The sequence below is a fragment of the Nocardia sp. NPDC051929 genome (genome assembly GCF_044548645.1).
Lineage (GTDB): Bacteria > Actinomycetota > Actinomycetes > Mycobacteriales > Mycobacteriaceae > Nocardia > Nocardia sichangensis.
Genome location: NZ_JBIUCG010000011.1, coordinates 238,601 through 256,383 on the forward strand (window position 1 = coordinate 238,601; position 17,783 = coordinate 256,383).

General features: G+C 66.3%; 16 protein-coding genes and 1 pseudogene. 8 read left to right on the forward strand and 9 right to left on the reverse strand.

Going from position 1 to position 17,783, the window contains the following annotated elements; all coding sequences use genetic code 11:
• A complete protein-coding gene (locus ACIHAX_RS16880) occupies positions 1–942 on the forward strand; it encodes a hypothetical protein (protein ID WP_397278366.1) in 942 nt (313 codons plus the stop codon).
• Positions 943–1,047: 105 nt separating this feature from the next.
• On the opposite strand, the gene ACIHAX_RS16885 is transcribed toward ACIHAX_RS16880, so the two are convergent.
• From ACIHAX_RS16885 to ACIHAX_RS16900, 4 genes are all read right to left on the reverse strand, one after another.
• Positions 1,048–5,091: a TIR domain-containing protein gene (locus ACIHAX_RS16885; protein WP_397278368.1), complete on the reverse strand. Its 4,044-nt coding sequence runs from the start codon at positions 5,089–5,091 to the stop codon at positions 1,048–1,050.
• Between the two features lie 158 nt (positions 5,092–5,249).
• Entirely contained in the window at positions 5,250–6,707 is a 1,458-nt protein-coding gene (locus ACIHAX_RS16890; protein ID WP_364425319.1) for an amidase, read from the reverse strand.
• Between the two features lie 289 nt (positions 6,708–6,996).
• Positions 6,997–7,482, reverse strand: coding sequence for a DoxX family protein (locus ACIHAX_RS16895; RefSeq protein WP_364425317.1), 486 nt, complete (start codon positions 7,480–7,482; stop codon positions 6,997–6,999).
• Between the two features lie 103 nt (positions 7,483–7,585).
• Entirely contained in the window at positions 7,586–8,500 is a 915-nt protein-coding gene (locus ACIHAX_RS16900; RefSeq protein ID WP_397278371.1) for a universal stress protein, read from the reverse strand.
• A gap of 272 nt (positions 8,501–8,772) precedes the next feature.
• Here ACIHAX_RS16900 and ACIHAX_RS16905 point away from each other — a divergent pair, with 272 nt between their 5' ends.
• From ACIHAX_RS16905 to ACIHAX_RS16930, 6 genes are read left to right on the forward strand one after another with little or no spacing between them, the layout of a single operon-like run.
• On the forward strand, positions 8,773–9,900 hold the full coding sequence (locus tag ACIHAX_RS16905; protein WP_364425313.1) for a 4Fe-4S dicluster domain-containing protein: 1,128 nt from the start codon (positions 8,773–8,775) through the stop codon (positions 9,898–9,900).
• Complete coding sequence (locus ACIHAX_RS16910; protein ID WP_397278373.1) at positions 9,887–10,396, forward strand: Crp/Fnr family transcriptional regulator; 510 nt, start codon at positions 9,887–9,889, stop codon at positions 10,394–10,396. The genes ACIHAX_RS16905 and ACIHAX_RS16910 overlap by 14 nt, the downstream gene beginning before the upstream one ends.
• The gene (locus tag ACIHAX_RS16915) at positions 10,393–11,247 is read left to right on the forward strand and encodes an FAD/NAD(P)-binding protein (RefSeq protein WP_364425309.1); all 855 of its coding nucleotides are present in this window, start codon (positions 10,393–10,395) and stop codon (positions 11,245–11,247) included. The genes ACIHAX_RS16910 and ACIHAX_RS16915 overlap by 4 nt, the downstream gene beginning before the upstream one ends.
• Positions 11,244–12,017, forward strand: coding sequence for an oxidoreductase (locus ACIHAX_RS16920; RefSeq protein ID WP_364425307.1), 774 nt, complete (start codon positions 11,244–11,246; stop codon positions 12,015–12,017). Before ACIHAX_RS16915 ends, ACIHAX_RS16920 begins: the two co-directional genes overlap by 4 nt.
• Positions 12,004–13,293, forward strand: coding sequence for a Ni/Fe hydrogenase subunit alpha (locus ACIHAX_RS16925; protein WP_364425305.1), 1,290 nt, complete (start codon positions 12,004–12,006; stop codon positions 13,291–13,293). The genes ACIHAX_RS16920 and ACIHAX_RS16925 overlap by 14 nt, the downstream gene beginning before the upstream one ends.
• A 14-nt stretch (positions 13,294–13,307) precedes the next feature.
• A complete protein-coding gene (locus tag ACIHAX_RS16930; protein WP_397278376.1) occupies positions 13,308–13,769 on the forward strand; it encodes a hydrogenase maturation protease in 462 nt (153 codons plus the stop codon).
• Between the two features lie 26 nt (positions 13,770–13,795).
• On the opposite strand, the gene ACIHAX_RS16935 is transcribed toward ACIHAX_RS16930, so the two are convergent.
• From ACIHAX_RS16935 to ACIHAX_RS16950, 4 genes and pseudogenes are all read right to left on the reverse strand, one after another.
• Positions 13,796–14,083, reverse strand: coding sequence for an SHOCT domain-containing protein (locus ACIHAX_RS16935; RefSeq protein ID WP_364425301.1), 288 nt, complete (start codon positions 14,081–14,083; stop codon positions 13,796–13,798).
• On the reverse strand, positions 14,080–14,541 hold the full coding sequence (locus tag ACIHAX_RS16940) for a hypothetical protein (RefSeq protein WP_397278379.1): 462 nt from the start codon (positions 14,539–14,541) through the stop codon (positions 14,080–14,082). Before ACIHAX_RS16940 ends, ACIHAX_RS16935 begins: the two co-directional genes overlap by 4 nt.
• Positions 14,542–14,941: 400 nt before the next feature.
• Positions 14,942–15,355: a DUF302 domain-containing protein gene (locus ACIHAX_RS16945; RefSeq protein WP_364425297.1), complete on the reverse strand. Its 414-nt coding sequence runs from the start codon at positions 15,353–15,355 to the stop codon at positions 14,942–14,944.
• Positions 15,356–15,391: 36 nt separating this feature from the next.
• Positions 15,392–15,660: pseudogene (locus ACIHAX_RS16950) on the reverse strand (metal-sensitive transcriptional regulator).
• Between the two features lie 150 nt (positions 15,661–15,810).
• Between ACIHAX_RS16950 and ACIHAX_RS16955 the strand changes: the two are divergent.
• The gene (locus ACIHAX_RS16955) at positions 15,811–16,422 is read left to right on the forward strand and encodes a disulfide bond formation protein DsbA (RefSeq protein ID WP_364425293.1); all 612 of its coding nucleotides are present in this window, start codon (positions 15,811–15,813) and stop codon (positions 16,420–16,422) included.
• 270 nt (positions 16,423–16,692) lie between these two features.
• Here the strand turns inward: ACIHAX_RS16955 and ACIHAX_RS16960 are convergent, their stop codons facing one another.
• The gene (locus ACIHAX_RS16960) at positions 16,693–17,676 is read right to left on the reverse strand and encodes a 1-phosphofructokinase family hexose kinase (protein ID WP_397278381.1); all 984 of its coding nucleotides are present in this window, start codon (positions 17,674–17,676) and stop codon (positions 16,693–16,695) included.
• Positions 17,677–17,783 lie beyond the last annotated feature (107 nt).

Consider the following 17,783-nt stretch of genomic DNA (forward strand, 5'->3'; position numbering starts at 1 on the left):
ATGAGGCTGCGGTCGAGGGGAGGGTGGATCGCGGCGGGGGTTGTCGTGGTGGTGGCGGTGGGCGTGGCGGTTTGGGTGTGGTGGCCGGCTCAACGTTCGAACCGGGACATGTGGGGCTGGGCGGCGCAAACCGAGCTGCCGATGCCGGTTTCGGGGCCGAGTGGCATCGCGGTCTCCGCGAGCGGAGACGTCTACGTGTCCGAGAACGAGGGCATCCAGCGGCTGCCCTCCGGGCGATACACTCCGGAGCGCATCGGTCTGCCGGATCTGCACTGGCCCTCGGGTTTCGCCATCGGACAGGACGCTCAGCTCTATGTCTGCGACTATCAGCACGGTCAGGTGCTTAAGGTGGCGGCCGACACGAAAAATGTCGCGCTGTTGCCGCTAGTGGGGTTCGGCGCGGCCGACCTGAATAGTTCCGAACGTGCGAACGGAGCCGGCGTCGCGGTCGACCGTACGGGGAATGTGTACATCACCGACCCGGACAACGCCCGAATCCTGAAGTTCCCGGCAGGCTCCAGTACGCAGGTTGTGCTGTTGACGGTCGATCACCTCGGTGCGCCGATCACGGTTTCCGACGCCGGCGAGTTGGTGGTGACGAGCACCGCCCCGGTCAATCGACTGCTGCGTATCCCGCCGGGTTCGGTGACGCCCACCGAAACTCCGCTGCCTGCCGGCGAAGCGGTCGCCGCGCTCGCCTTCGATCACGACGGAGCGCTGCTGCTGGCCGACAACGCCTGGATTCCGGACCCGGCCAGTACGACGGGTGCGTCCACGCGAGACGGGAGATTGTGGCGGATTCCGGCCGGATCGACGACGCCGATTCGGTTGCCGTACGGCGAACTCGGCGCGATCAGCGGGATCACCGTCGATCCGCACGGCGAGATCCTCATCACCGACGAAAGCGGGGGCCGAGCGGTACGGCTGACGCGCAAGCCGTGAACGTCACGGGCAGGTCCGGCGGTATTCGATCGTCGGGATGTATTGCTGCCAGCCAGCGGGATCGAGTCCCGTACCCACTGTCGCGCAGGCGATTTCGACGGTCCGTCAACGTAATTCGTTCAGCGCGCTCAAGTCCCAGATGACCGCTGGGCCGTCGCTGTACACCGCGACCAGTGTGTCACCGTCGGTGCTCAATTGAGCACCGGCCACCGCATCGGCCCTGGCGTCGATCGGGTCGCCGACTTGTACTGGACGTGCTGGATCAGTGATATCCCACAGGAGGATCCTTCCATCCAACCCCAGTTCCGCGAGCAGGCGGCCGGTCTGATCGAAGATCACGTCGACATCGCCGCCCATGGTGTCCCGCAGCGGGTCGCCGAGCCGACGCGGATGTGCGAGATCCTTCATGTCCCAGAGCTGTATGGTCTTGTCCGTGCTGCTCGTGACCAGGACTCGTGCGGCGGGCGAGTATGCGAGCCTACCGACCATCACTCTGGTGGGTGCCATGCCGGCCAACGACGGTTCATCGGGATTCGTGAGGTCCCATAACGCGGCATTCCCGCCGTTCCAGCCGAGGGCGAGTAGGCGGCCATCGGTAAATGTCAGTCCTGTTATCTGACGGTCGCGCAAGCCGCGTCCGATCCGGCGCGGCGTTTCCCGCTTGCTGATGTCCCACACCAGTGAGTTCTTGTCGGAGCCCGCGGCGAGGCGATTGCCGTCAGGTGTGAACACGATCGCCCGCACGATTCCGCCGAGCCCGGTCAGAGGTGGTCCGAGACGACGAGGATGGGCGCGATCGCTGATGTCCCACAGCGATACCGTCCGGTCCGGCCCGCCTGTGGCCACCGTCTTGCCGTCAGCGGACAAGGCGACCGCCGACAGTCGGTGATCGTTCCTCGAGAAATCGACGTGCTCGGCATTCCAGGTGGCGAGTCGGAGCGGGACTCGCGAGTTCGAGATATCCCAGAGGTCGACGTTGCCGTTGGCGCCGCCGATCGCCATCAAGTCACCGACCGTGGTGACACAGCAGGGTGGCCTCTTCCTATCGAAACTTCCGTACAACGACGGACCGGCAGGCTTGGGCTGAACGCGAAATTCGCTGTCCCACAGCGTGACGCGACCATCCCGAGCACCGGTGGCGACTCGGCCGGTGCTGGCGACCCCTACGGCGCTGACATCGCTCGGCTGGCCGACCCACGCCCCGCTCCACTGTCGCGGGTTTGCTGGATCGTCGAGATCGTAAAGGTATGCCGCGTTGCCATACGCTACGGCGAGTCGACCCGTCGCCGGTGCGAATGCGAAATGGCGGGTCGCTCGCATAGTCGCACCCAGCTGTTGCGGGCGGGTGGGATCGCCCACGTCCCAGCGGGTGAGCCCGGCGAAGTCCAGATAAACCGCCAAGATTCCCCCGCGTGGTGAGAAGGCAAGTGCGTCGGGGCCGAGTGGCGATCGTCCGGGCAATTGGACTTCGATTCTCCCGATCTGGTGTGGTGTGCCGAGATCCGAAACGTCCCACAGCACGACACCTCCGGGAACACCGGTGGCGAGTGTCCGCCGATCGGGCGAAATCGCGACCGCATCGGCGTGTTGCTCCGGGGGTGCCAGCGGCACCGTTCGCGGCGGACCAGTGAAGTCCCACAGCCGCGTTGGCTGGGTCCAGCCGAAAGTGACCCCGAAGGCCCCACCGGAGTCCAGCACCATTTGCGTCTTCTCATCGATGTCCGGCAGCAGGCGTTTGCCGACCAGCCGATGGCTCGGATCGCTGACATCCCACTCCAGCACGCCTTCCAGGCCGTTTCCGTCGAAGGTGTGATCGTGCGAGACCATACCGAGTCTGGCGTTCCTGGCATCGATATCGATCCCCGCACCGGTCAGTAGTCGGCGTCCGTCCGGTGAAAACACAGGCTCCGCGAGGGTACTCGGGCCGGTCAACGGATCGCCGTACCGGCGCGGTCCGCGCGGATCTGTGAGATCCCACAGCGCGATGACGCCGTCATAGGTCTGTACCGCGAGCATGTGACCGTCCGGGGAGAACACGGTATGGCTCACCTCTCGTCCGTTGCCGTCGAGCGTTCCGCCGTAGTAGGTGGTGGCGAGCCAGTCCACAAGCCAGTTGCGGGTTTCGACACTTGGGTGAATAGTGTCGGCCGCCAGCGCGAGACGGATCGAGGTGCGCGGTTCGGCTTGAAACAGGCCTTGCGCATCCGTGAGCAGCGCGCGTGCGACAGTTGTGCGTTGCTGGTCGACAGCCTTGCGCTGCTGGATCACCGCGATTGTCGCGGCGACCAGCGCCGCGACGAGCAGAGTGGACAGCACGGCCGTCGCGCGCCCACGCCGGAAGCGATCTCTGCGATAGCTACGCTCGAGAAATTCCTTCGCGCTGGAGCTGAGGTCGACACGGTTGGTCGCCAGTCGACGTAGGCGCGGTGGCCACGTGCGCAGATTCGGCCTCCGTTGGACGCGCATGCGTGCGCCGGTGTCGTCCATCGCCGACTCCAGTCGTCCACGCTCCCAGAGCCTGGTCGCCGCGCGGTCCTGCTTCCAGTCAGCGGCGGCTTCCTCGATCGCGCGGCGGGCGCGCAGCGCCTTGCCCTCCTTCTCGATCGCGTCTCGCAGTAGCGGCCAGTGTTGCAGAAACGCTTCGTGTGCCGCCGAGACGACGATTCGTCTGTCTTCTTCATCGATGGTGAGCAGTCGTTGCGTGACGAACGCGTCGACGACCGTGGCGTCGGTTTCGGTCAGCTCGTCGCGCGGTATCCGGGCGCGGGTGGGCACGCCCCGTTCGTCGACGGTCACCAGGCGCAGCATCACGTCGATGATCTGGTTGTCGGTGAGGGTGGTGGCCGCGCGGGCTTCCGCCAGCGCCACTTCGGCCTGACGTACCAGCGCGCCTCGTACACCGCCGGTTTCGTCGTAGCGTTGTAATGAGAGCGTCCCACCGCGGTGCACACCGTCGGCCAGTCGCTCCAGTGCGAATGCCAGCAAGGGCAGCGCCTCACCGCTGTCGGTGTCGGCGAGCAGCTCGGTGACGAGGCCGTCGTCGATGCGGAAACCGGCCACCCGCGCAGGTCGTTCGATGACCTCGCGAAGTCCGCCTTTCCGCAGTGGGCGCAAAGGATACGTTTCGGTCGACAATGAGCTCATCGCAGGATCGACGATCATTTGGTCGAGGAATTCCGTCCGCAAGGTGGCCAGCACTTGCACGGGCCCGCCGATCGCCGGGGCGAGCAGTTCGGTGAACTCCGCGCGCTGCGCGGGCTCGGCGCGTCGGAACAATTCCTCGAATTGGTCGACCACCAACAGCAGTTTGCGCCGGCGGCTCGACTCGTCCGCGATCAATATCTCATCCGAGACTTCTCGCAAGCCGTCTTTCGCCAGGCGGTCGCGCACCGATGACAGTTGCCAGTCGAGTCCGGTCCGTCGTCTGGCGATCGCCAGCGTCCGGGCAAGCGCACCCACAGGGTCCACGCCGGGCGTCATCGGTTCCATTGGCAGCCAGTAATTTTCCTCCGCGATCAACGGGATGACACCGGCGCGCACCAGGGAGGATTTGCCGCATCCTGATGGTCCGATGACCAGCAAGACCGAGGGGGTGGATCGGAAGGCGGGGGCGCGCAATCGCTCAGCGATCGCGCTCGCCTCCCGTGCGCGCCCGAAGAAGACCCGGTGCTGGGCGGTCTCGAACGACGCCAAGCCGGGGTACGGCGACTGGTCGTCCGGCCAGCCCGATCCTCCGCCCGCGTCCAGCGCGCGCAACGATCGCGCCAGTCCAGCCCGCGCCGCGTCGGCATCGGCCACGGCGTCGGGCTGCTGGATCGATTTCAGCAGCGGATGTGTCGCGCCCGCCGCCGCACGCACTGGAAGCAATCTGCTGCCGAGGGTTTTCGCGATGCCGATTTCGATTGCGCACCAGGTAGATCGAAGGTAGGTCGGGGTGATGACGCAGACCACCGCGTCGGCCCATCGCAAACGCTCGTAGAGCCGCTGCTCCCATTCCTCCCCTGCGGCAAGGCCGTCGACCGGATGCTGGTCCAGGAACACCTCGTGCCGCTCCGCGACCAGCCAACCGTGGATCTCGTCGGCCCACGCCCGGTCTGTGCCGGCGTGGCTGATGAATACCCGGGCCACCACTCCTCCAGCGATCGCCATACCGTCGTCCCGGTGAAAGCCGGACGCAGACACAAAGCCGAGTGCCGGAACAACGCTACCGGTCCAGCTGAGCCGCACAGCGGTTTTACCGGTTCGTCACCGGATCCGATCAGCGCACCCTTCGGACCCGCGACAAGAGCGAAGCGAGTCGACCTCCCTCATACGAAACCGGGCGGCGGGCTGAATCCGCCGAACTCCTGCTCGATCAACTCTGCGAACCGCAACGTGGTGTGGTCTTCGAGATAGGGGCCGATGATCTGCATGCCGTAGGGCAGCCCCTCGGGCGAGCGCCCGATCGGCGTCGCGGTAGACGGTAACCCGAGCAGTGTCGCGATACTCGCCCACACCAGGTGGTAGTTATACGGGTGTGTAGTGCCGTCGATATCGATAGTGCGAGTGTCCATGTCCGAATGGTCATGCGGGAAGGCAGGCGTCGGCGTGATCGGGCACAGCACCACGTCGAATTCGTCGAACAGGCGTCGCCACTGGTCGGCCAGGACCATACGGACACGGTCCGCCCTGATCCAGTCGCCGTGGCCGGCCACGAACGCGCGGCGGATGACATCCTCCGGACGGTCGGAGTTCGGCGGAATGTCGGCAACGGCGGCTTGGAGCGCTCGGTAGGTATCGACCGGCGCATCCGCGCCGAACTGCGACATCAGCAGTGTCAGATAGGTGTTCGCCGTCAATGTGAGGTCGGGCAGCAGCGCGCTGTGCCGGGCGACCGCGGCACCAGCCTTTTCGAGCCCTCGAGCGATCCGGTCGAACCCGTCGCGGATGACGGTCGACGTCGGCAACAACGGATGAGTGTCGATGACCAGCACCCGGAAGTCGTCGAACTCGGCGCTGCGCGGCGGTGGCAGCGCGAGCTTGTATGCGACCGCCTCCACCTCGTCGGGACCGGCGAGCAACAGGGTCGCCAACGTCAGGTCGGCGGCACTGCGCGTCATGGGCCCGACCACGGCGAGGTCTTGCGGGGCCGGCAGCGCAGGCGTCCGAGGCGGCGTATTTCCCCGACCCGGCAGCAGCGTCCGTGACGGCTTGTGGGCGTATATGCCGCAGAAATGCGCTGGTACCCGCAGCGAGCCGCCGATGTCGGAGCCGAGTGCCAGCGAGACATACCCTGCCGCGAGTGCGGCGGACGAGCCGCCCGAGGAGCCGCCGGGCGAGCGTGTCAGGTCCCACGGGTTGTTGGTGGTGCCATAGATGTCGTTGTAGGACTGCCAGTCGTGCAGGGCGCGCGGCACATTGGTCTTGCCGATGACGACACCGCCCACACCCTTCACCCGCGTCACCAACGCCGCGTCCTCGGCAGGCTGCCAATCCTTCGCATCGGGAAATCCCCACGTCGTGGGCAGACCCGCGACATTGAACGATTCCTTCACCGCCACCGGCACGCCCAGTAACGGTGCGTACTCACCGCGCGCCAGCGCCGCGTCCGCCTGCTTCGCTGCGGCGCGGGCGCGGTCGAAATCCCGCACCACGATGGCGTTGATCTTGTCGTCGAACTTTTCGATCCGCGCGATGGTCAGCTCGAGCAGTTCGGTGGCCGAGATGGTTTTCGTCCGCAGCGCGGCCACCTGATCACGGAGAGTCGCGAACTCCAGTCCGGACATGATGTCTCCTTTTCACCCCTAGGGTTCGCGCTCGGTGGTTCCTCACCGAAGTTCAGCCGGGACTCGCTGTACCGGATCGGATTCTATACATGCTTCGGCGATGTTCGAAAATCGTTCCGACAGAAGGTGATTCATGCACGATGCAGGCTACATCGGGCAACTTTTGCCCCAACAGGACGCAGAATCGAAAAAACCAGGAATCAAGATGGCAATGGTCCACACGGCGCAGCCAGACCCGCCATCTCGGGGGGGCATGACAGTGACCATCGCGGGCACTCCTACGACGGGACTACGCAAGGACGTCGTGCTGAGCACGGCGGGTGAGCCACGCATCCAATGACCAGCGGCCGGGCCCTGCCCAGATCAGGAAGATCAACCCGAGCAACATCGCGACATCGGTGCGCGCGTCGTGGACCATTCCCCAGAAGCCTTCCACTCCTTGGAACCCGCCCGGGCGCAGCTCACGCAACTTGGTGAAGACGATCGCCAAGCTGATATCGACCAGCAACGGCAGCGCGGCGAAGCGGGCCAGCAGTCCGATGACGATCAAGACGCCGCAGACGATTTCGATGACACCGTCGAAGTTCGCGAAGAACGTCGGTGCGGGGATGCCGATCTTCGCGAACCGGCCCGGCCCCAGTTTGTCCGGATACAGGTACTTCTGAATACCCTCACTGAGGAACACCAGCCCCACCGCCAACCGGATACAGATCACTGCCGCCGGGCCGTCCGCGCCGAGGATGCTCGGCCACGACCACCGATCCGTCGCCGCCATCGGCACTCGCCTCCCGATATCACATGGTCCGCCGACGAGCAGCACCGTGGCGGCTACCGCCGCGTACGTCGAAGGTACACCGCCCTCTGCCCGATCTCGGTCATCACGGGTGGACGACCATGACCGGGCACGAGGCATGCTGTACCAGAGTGTTCGCGGTGGAACCGAGCAACATGCCCGCGAAACCGCCCCGTCCGCGACTGCCAACGACCAGCAACTGCGCCACGTTCGACCAGGACAGCAGGTGCGACGCCGGCGCGGAAACCTCGACTTTCCGTGCGACGCGAACCTCGGGGAACTTCTCCTGCCACCCCGCGACACGCTCGGCGAGAACCGCCCGCTCGATGTTGTCGAGTTCGGCCTCGGCCCGGTGGGCGTGACCGGCGAAGCGCCCGGAGTCCCAGTCGCTCCACACATGGACAGCGACGAGTTCGACATCGCGTTCGGCCGCTTCGGTGAAGGCTGCCTCGATAGCCGCGTCGCCGACGGGGCTACCGTCCACGCCGACCACCACCGGGCCGGATGTGTGGACCGCGCCGTCGGCATCAGGGTCGGGGCGCACGACGACCACGGCGCCGCGCGCGTGGGCGGTCACGGCCAGCAGCGTGGAGCCCAGATGGGTGAACGTCCCCGCGTTTCCGGTCGCACCGAGCACGACCGCGTACGCCTCCGCGCTGTGCTCGATCAGCAATTGCTTCCCGGTATCGGTGGTCGCGCGAGACGAGATACGCAACTCCGGTGCGACCGATCGGGCCACGCGTTCGGCCCGGGCGACCACATCCTGTCCCTGTTGCCGGATGACGTCGAGGACCGAGGGAATCACGACCTCGTAGTCGCCGAGTACCCAGTCGTTGCCCACCGCGTCCATGCCGTGGAGGATCTCGAGTTCGCGTCCGCGATCGGCCGCGAACCGCGCCGCCCACCGGAGGGCGGTCCACGACCCGTCCGAACCATCCACGCCGACAACGATTTTCGCCGTGGCGAGGTGATGCGGGTCGTCGAATCGCTGCTCTGTCATGGGGACCTCCCGAGCCTGTGGTCGCGTAGCACCCAGCCGGGCGCCGACCTCAACGGTATGAGCCGCTGCACAGGCTCGAATGCGGCTGATCGTCCCCGGGAGAAGTGACCAAAGACCACTCGAGCGAGGCAGGCCGGTCCTCTGGACCGTCGCCGCTGGGCCCGATGCCGTCGGCAATCGCGATTCGGGACCTTGGTCCCTCGCGGTGCATCTCCCGGTTGACGAGACTCGAAAACGGACGGCTATATCCGAACCTGACAGGGGTCTCGACCATGCCTGACGACACCGTGGTGATCGATCGTGCCGGTCTGGATCGTCTGGTGGACGTGCTGCGCGACCGGGGATACCGCGTCATCGGTCCGCAGGTGCGCGATGGCGCGATCGTCCTGGACGAACTGGACTCCGGCAGGCGACTGCCCGCCGGATGGGGTGCGGAGACCGCGCCCGGACGGTACCGGCTGCGCCGCCGAAACGACGAGGCGGTCTTCGCCCATTCGGCCGGGCCGGGCTCCTGGAAGCAGTTCCTACATCCCCCGCGTCGCAAGATAGCCCAGGTCGGGCCGGACCTCGAGATGGAACCCGTGACGGACCCGCCGGTCCGATCCGCCTTTCTCGGCGTCCGCGGGTGCGACCTCACCTCGATTGCGATTCTCGGACGCGTGCTCGGCGACGGGGCCCATCCTGATGCTTCGTTCGCCGCACGCCGGAAAGACCTTTTCGTCGTCGCCGTGAACTGCACAGAGCCCGGCGGGGTGTGTTTCTGCGCTTCGATGGGCACCGGCCCGGGGGTCTCGTCCGGATACGATCTGGCCCTCACAGAGCGGGTCGATGCCGAGGGCCACCGATTCCTCGTCGACGTGGGTAGTGCGGACGGCGCCGAAATTCTCGGCGAGATCACCACACGTCCGGCCGACACGACGGAGGTCACGAACGCCCGTGCGGAGGTGTCCGCCGCGGCCGACCGGATGGGCCGCGCGATGCCCGAGGTCGACATTCGCGCTCTGCTTCGCGACTCTCGGGAGTCTCCGCACTGGCAGGATGTCGCCGCCCGCTGCTTCACGTGCGGGAATTGCACGATGGTGTGCCCCACCTGCTTCTGCACCAGCACCGAGGACGTCACCGACCTCACCGGCGACCATGCCGAGCGCTGGGAGCACTGGTCGTCGTGCTTCGAACCGGACTTCTCCTACCTGCACGGCGGCAGCGTGCGGCAATCCGGCGAAAGCCGCTACCGGCAGTGGATCAGCCACAAACTCAGCACCTGGTACGACCAGTTCGGCAGCTCGGGGTGCGTCGGCTGCGGACGGTGCATCGCCTGGTGCCCCGCCGAGATCGACCTGACCGCGGAGGTGGCCCGGCTGGCCGAACTGGCCGAGGAATCGCACCATGCCCACCGCTGAGGAACTGTCCGCGTTCGGGCAGCTGGCATCGCTGAGCGAGGAAGAACTGCGCACACTGACCGCCGCCGGACGCGATGTGGCCTTCCCCGCAGGGCACCGGATGATCACCGAGGCCCGACCGGCCGACCGATGCTGGCTGATCCGCCACGGCCGGATACTGCTGGACGCGCAGGTGCCGGGGCGCGGCGCCGTGGTCCTCCAGACCCTCGGCGGCGGAGACCTGCTCGGCTGGTCCTGGCTCGTACCGCCCTACCGGTGGCATTTCGGCGCGGTGACCGCCGAACCGGTCGAGGCCGTCGAGTTCGACGCGGGGATCTTGGCCGAACTCTCCGATCGGGATCCACGATTCGGCCGCGCGCTGGCCATGATGCTGTTCGAGGCGCTGCTGGAACGACTGCAGGCAACCCGGGCCCGGCTGCTCGACCTCTACCGGAACCCCGCCATGACCTGCACGGCCGGTCCACACCGCATCGCCGTCGACCGAGGCGATCGATGAGCGTGGACACGCGAACCCGGACAGTGGCGCACGGTGACACGATGCTGCCCTACCGCGTAATCGGTCGCATCGCGCAGAACCAGGACACCGTGACGCTGCGCCTGGAACCGGTACGCGATGCGGCGCAACCTTTCCGGCCTGGACAGTTCATGATGCTCTACAGCTTCGGCGTGGGCGAGATCGCGATCTCGATCAGCGGAGATCCCACGGCCGTCGGCGACAACCTCGAACACACTATCCGGGCGGTAGGCGCGGTGAGCGCGGCGCTGCACGACACAGGTGTCGGCGGCCTGATCGGTGTCCGCGGACCATTCGGCACAGGATGGGACCTGGCGTCGGCGGCCGGAGGGGATCTCGTCATCGTGGGCGGCGGCGTCGGGCTGGCGCCGCTGCGCTCCGCCATACTCGCCGCGCTCGCCGCGCGCGACGACTACCGGCGGGTCGTGCTGATCACCGGAGCCCGGACCCCGGCGGACATCCTGTTCCGGCACGACCAGCGACTGTGGCCGGCGGCCGGGGCGATCGAACTCCATCAGACCGTCGATCACCCCGCACCGGATTGGGACGGCCGCGTCGGGTTCGTCACCGAACCACTGGCCCACCTGACCGTGGAACCCGGCAAGACCACCGCCCTGCTCTGCGGCCCGGAACCGATGATGCGATTTTGCGCGGGATCACTACTGCGCAAGGGCGTTCCCGCCAGCGACATCCAAGTGTCGTTGGAGCGCAACATGCAGTGCGGTGTCGCGCGATGCGGGCATTGCCAGCTCGGTCCGCTGCTGCTGTGCCGAGATGGACCCATCGTGGACTACGCGACTGCCGAACCACTGCTGGCGGTGCGCGAACTATGACGAAGACGCCGACGCTCGCGGTGTGGAAGTTCACTTCCTGCGATGGTTGCCAGCTCACCTTGCTCGACTGCGAGGACGAACTGCTCGCTCTCGCCGGCCGGGTGCGCATCACGCACTTCGCGGAAGCGTCCAGTGCGATGGAGCCCGGCCCATACGATGTCTCACTGGTCGAGGGTTCGATCACCACGGAAGAAGAGCGACGCCGGATCATCGAGATTCGTGAGCGATCCCGGATTCTGGTGGCGATCGGGGCGTGCGCCACACACGGCGGAATCCAGGCGCTGCGCAATTTCGCCGACGTCACCGAGTTCACCTCGGTGGTGTATGCCAGTCCGGAATACATCGCCACCTTGGACACCTCGACTCCCATTTCCGCGCACGTACCGGTCGACTTCGAATTGCGTGGCTGCCCGATCGACCGGCGGCAACTGCTCGACACCCTGTGCGCGTTCCTGGCGGGCCGCGCGCCCGACATCCCGAACACGAGCGTATGCACCGAGTGCAAACGTCGCGGCACCACCTGTGTCATGGTCGCCGAGGGGATTCCCTGCCTGGGTCCGGTCACGCAAGCGGGATGCGGCGCCCTGTGCCCGGCGTACCACCGTGGCTGCTTCGGTTGTTTCGGTCCTATGGCGAATCCCAACATTCACGCGCTGCTTCCCATCCTGCGTGTCAATGGCATGGACACCGACGACATCGATCGCGTTTTCGCCACCTATGCCGCAGCCGCGCCGGAGTTCGCGTACAGGAACGGCGATGAGTCGGCATAGGCAGCTGAAAGTCGGCACCCTGGCTCGTGTCGAGGGCGAGGGCGCGCTGCGTGTTGTCATCACGGACGGGCAGGTGGAAAGCACCGAGTTGAATATCTACGAGCCACCGCGGTTCTTCGAAGCATTTTTGCGTGGACGCGCCTATACCGAGCCGCCCGATATCACCTCCCGCATCTGCGGGATCTGTCCCGTGGCCTACCAGACCAGTGCCTGCAACGCACTCGAGCAACTTTGTGGCGTGGAGTTGGACCGACCACTGGCCGACCTGCGCAGGCTTTTGTATTGCGGCGAATGGATCTCCAGCCACTCTCTACATATTCATCTGCTGCACATGCCCGACTTCCTCGGCTACCCGGACGCGATCACGCTCGCCGCCGATCACCGCGAACTCGTCGAGGAGGGATTGGCGACGAAACGAGCGGGCAACGCGCTGCTCGAACTCCTCGGCGGCCGGGCCATCCATCCCGTCAACGTCCGGCTCGGCGGCTTCTACTCGGTCCCCGAACGCGCCGAGTTCGCCGCCGTGATCGAACAACTGCGCCGTGCGCGAGACCACGCGACGAACACCGCGCTCCGGGCTGCGCGATTCGAATTCCCCGAGCTGGAACTCGAATACGAGCTGCTGGCGGCAAACGATCCGGACCGATACGCCATCGACAACGGTGACGTGCACACCAGTACCGGGCTTCGCTTCCCGGCGATCGATTTCCCGAATCACATACGAGAACATCAGGTTCCGCACTCCACCGCCTTACACGCGACGCTCGACGGCGCACGCTACCTCACCGGACCGTTGGCCCGATACACACTGAATCACCACCAGCTGTCACCGATCGCCCAGCAGGTCGCCGCCGAAATCGGACTCGGCGCGCAATGCCGTAACCCGTTCCGGAGCATCCTGGTTCGAGCGGTCGAAGTCGTCCACGCGATCGATGCGGCACTGACCATCATCGATGGTTACGAACGCCCCTCCCGCGCCGCGGTTCCGGTCGCGCCTCGAGCCGGCACCGGGCACGGCGTGAGCGAAGCGCCTCGCGGCCTGCTCTACCACCGGTACGAGCTCGACCATCACGGCATCGTGCGCTCGGCCATGATCATTCCGCCTACCTCACAGAATCAGGCAGTGATGGAGGACGATCTGCGGCGAGTCGTCTCCGACCACCTCGACCTGGATGACGCCGCGCTGGCCACGATGTGCGAACGCGCGATCCGGAACTACGATCCGTGCATATCCTGCTCGGCGCACTTCCTGGACCTCGACATGGTGCGCCGATGACCGAGCCGTGGGCGGTGGTCGTCGGCGTGGGCAACGAATACCGCGGAGACGACGGGATCGGTCCGGTCGTCGCCTCCCGGATCGAAAATCTCCACATGCCGGGCGTTCTCGTGGCGATTTCCGATGGCGAACCAACGAGTCTGCTGGATATCTGGACCGGCTTCGATCTAGCTGTCGTAATCGACGCCGTGCGGTGCGTTTCCCCGGTCCCCGGCCGGGTTCGCCTGACGGACATCGACCTGCTCCGGCGTGCGGGAACCGCCTCTTCCCACTCCCTCGGCATCACGGATGCGCTGCCATTGGGACGCGTGCTCGGCCGTCTTCCCGCCAGGCTCGTCGTCGTCGCGGTGGAGGTGGCGTGTCTCGAGCCGGGCGTCGGCCTATCCGAGCCGGTGGCGTCCGCCGTACCGCGCGCGGCGGAGGCCGTGGTGGGGGAATTGCGACGGTCCGAGCGCACGAGTCGGCCCCGGACATGAATCCGTCCGGCGGCAGTACCTCTCGTCTACTGCTGAGCGCGCCGATCGAGATCCGCCGGTGCGCCGGTGACGGGATGCAGCACCGCGAGGCGACGCAGGTATTCGGATTCGTCCAGTTCGCCGCTGGCGAACCGTTCCGCGAGCAGCGCCTCCGGTGACAGACGCGTCGGGCCACCGGGCCGGATGTCTTTGACGCGCTCCGGTCTGCACACCGCGACAAGCGCGATCGCCACCGCGATCCACAGGGGGACGGCCAGCAAGATCATGGGAACGAACATCCACCACTGCGCACCGTCCCCGTTCCAGTACATCATTGCGAACCCTCTTTCGTCGCACGACTCATCTGCCGCCACTCGCGGTCCCACCGCGCGCTCCGGCGCCGCTGTAGCAGCAGCGTCGCCCCGTTCGTAAGGCACCATCCACACAGCCAGACGCCGATCAGGACGAATACACCCACGCCGATCCCGGTCACGACGGCGACGTCCGGGTGACGAGGTTGCGCAGCCGGCGCACCGTGGTCATCCAGCCAGAGATCGATGCGATCGCCGCGTTGTGCCGTCTCCCGCACCGGTATGACGGCGGTGCCGCTACGGCCGTCTTGGTTCCATCGCACCCGTGCCTGGTAGCGGTGCGAAGCGATGCTGCTGGGCCCCTCGGTGATCACGGGCTGCACAAGAAACCTTGTCGCGTTTTCGGTGCGGATCTCTGCGGAAGTGTCGGTGTACGCGTGAGTGCCGAAGGCGCCCGCGACAGGAACGGCGATCAGTGCCACGATCGTCGCGATGATTCGGACAGCGGATTCGATGCGGTCGCCGGGGCGCATCAGCCGATTCGAACTGCACGGTTGCAACGACCACAGGCGCGCCAGCCGGGTCCACCACCCCTGCCACGCGATGGTCACGCTATCGGTCATCGCCGTTCACCTCTTCTGACAGCTCGTGCCGTCAGCATCGATGATCGCGATAGCGCCCGTTCAGGGGCAGAGACGAAGGTCATTCACCGGACGGACCATCGGACTCGGGCCGACGGTCCGCTTCGAAGGCCGCCACCGCGGTCGGCAGTGTCGGGTACAGATATTGCGCACCGATTTTCGACGCCAGCCCGGAAGCATCACGGACGCCGCACCGACGCCAGGTGTACTGACACGCGAACGGCGCGCCCCGCGGACTGCGTTAGGGCACGCGGCTGGTGGTGTTCAGAGAGTCGATGGCCGCCTGTAGTTTCGCGGCGGCTCGAGTGGCCACCGTTTGCAGGGCCGGTTCGTTCGTGACCTGAACCATCAGTTGCGGATTCATCGCTTCGACGATGACTTCATCGTCGGAGTCGGGGTTGCGACGCACGACGACGTTGCAGGGCAGCAGGAGCCCGATCTGCCGGTCGATGCCGACCGCTTCGTGCGCCAGAGGCGGATTGCAGGCCCCGAGGATGAGGTAGTCCTCCATGTTCACGTCGAGTTTTGTCTCCAGTGTGGCTCGCACGTCGATCTCGGTGAGAACGCCGAATCCCTGCTCGCTCAGAGCGGCGCGGGTCCGATCGACGGCATCGCCAAAATTCGTGTGCAATGTGGTGGACAGTCCCAGGTCCATGGTGCGGTCCTTTCTCCCGTGAGTGGACGATCTGAGTCAGGCCAGAGCGAGGAACAGTTTTTCCAGCTCTTCGACGGTCATCGGCTGCTGGCCGTCGGTGGAGTGCCGCTGAGGCATTCGCGCAGTCCGGTCGCGACGATCTTGAATCCGGCGCGGTCGAGCGCACGGGAGACCGCGGCGAGCTGGGTGACCACGTCTTTGCAGTCGCGACCCTGCTCGATCATGGCGATGACGCCTGCGAGCTGACCGTGCGCGCGCCGCAGCCTGTTGAGTGTTTCGGTGATAGCGGTTTCGTCGCCGACCATGGATGCGCCTTTCTCCTCGGCATATGGCCGTCCAGCATACCCCGGTGGGTATAGACGTACCATCACAGCCGGGTCGACTTCATATACCCCCATAGGTATAGTTGCAGCATACCGGCGGGGGTATTTTCCCGCCAGCGACAGGAGGATTTCATGGCCGATATCGATCTGTATGTGGATCCTGTGTGCCCATTCGCCTGGGTAGCCGCGCAGTGGCTGCTGGACAGTGCTGCCGACGAGCACGTGGTGACCTTGCGGCAGATGAGCCTGGCCGTGCTCAACGGCGGCCAGGACTCCGATGCCGATCACGCTCCGATGCTCGACCGATCACGCCGGGTGGGCCGCGTGTTCGCCGCCGCGGTCCGGCAGCACGGCCAGACCGCGTTCACCCCGCTGTACCTGGCCTTCGGGCGGCGATCACATGAACACGGGCAGGACGCCGAGGAGGCGATAGCGGCAGCCATCGCCGAGACCGCTTTCGGTCACGAACTGATCGAAGCCCTCGATGACATCGGCTGCGACGCCGCGGTCGCCCACGCCCATCACGCCAGTCAAACAGCGCTCGGCGGGCGCGGTGGCAGCCCGATCATCAGCGTCGACGGTCACGTCTTCAACGGTCCCGTCTTGACCGAGCCGCCGCGGTCGGAACGCGGGGCCGAACTGCTGGACGCGATCGTCACCGCGGCCACAGCTCCCGGCTTCGCCGCACTGCAGCGCCCCTACCAGGGCCCGCCCAGTTTCACCGCTGCCGAGGGACAGCGCTGATGTGCTCACCCGTCAGGTGTCGCGTGTGTGGGAAGACCACCTGGGCCGGCTGCGGTGCGCATATAGACGCCGTCCGCCTCGCTACCCGGCCGGATCAGTGGTGTCCCGGACACGATGACGATGGTCAGACCTCCCTATCAGCGTGCGGCCTGCGCGGACATAGGCGAAGGAGGACATCGACTCAAGTGCGAGGCCGAATGTCCTACATGCGTTCTGTCTCCGGATGACTGTGGACGAACCCGTCCCCGGACTCCCTCGCTCCGGCGAGCACTACGGCAGCCGCGGGGCGGTCGGTGCGAGAGCATCGATGCCGCCGGTGGAATTACCGGTACGCCGAAGCTCGTCGTGCACCTGCCTGATGTGCTCGGCTCGCCCCGGGCATGTCCCCGTGGTGGCGAGCGCCGCGGTCGCGGCCGCGATACCCAGACGCACCGCGTCGGCCAGCTCGTACCCGCGGGCCAGGCCCACTGTGACGCCGCCGACCATCGCGTCTCCGGCGCCGATCCCGCTACGAACCCGCGCGGGCACGGCCGCGAACCACTCCTGTGCGTCCTGCGTCACCAGGAGCGCTCCGTCGGCCCCGAGGGACAGCAGCACGATCTCTGTCATTCCAGCGGCGATCAGGCGGCGGGCCTGTGCCAGCTGTTCGGCGCGGTCGATCAGCGGATGCCCGGCGTAGTCGCCGAGTTCCCGCACGCTCGGCTTGATCAGATGGACGCCCCGGTGCACCTTGCGCAAAGCGATACCGGACGTATCCAGCAACACACGCACATCGAGGTCGCCGACGAGATCGGTGAGGATTTGATAGAAGTCCGGAGACACACCCGGCGGAAGCGTTCCGCTCGCCACGAGGTACTCCGCGCCGCTCGCCGCACGTTCGACCTCGGCCAGGCAGCGATGTTGTTCCGGATCGGTGAGCCGAGGGCCGGGAAAGACCAACCGATATTGCTCGCCGCTCGAGGTCTCGGTGACCGACATGCTTTCCCTGGTGGATTCGGCCACGGGCACCGGCCGTGGCGGCACCCCGGTATCGCGTACCAACTGCTCGAGCAGCCGGCCGGGCGGGCCGCCCGCAGGGAACACCGCCGTCACCTCGACTCCCAATTCGGCCACTGTGCGCGCGACGTTGATGCCACCGCCACCTGGGTCGTAGCGTGGTGTCGCACAGCGCATTTTGTCCGTCGGTACGACTCTCGCGACCCGGGTCGCGACATCGATCGCGGGATTCATCGTCAGTGTCACGATTCGGCCCACCGAAAGCCTCCTCGATCGTCCTTTCGCGACAGCCCACCGTGTGCCCGATCCTGTCCGCGGGAACATACCGCTGTCGGTACCGATTACTCTGCCCGTTCGCAATCGGG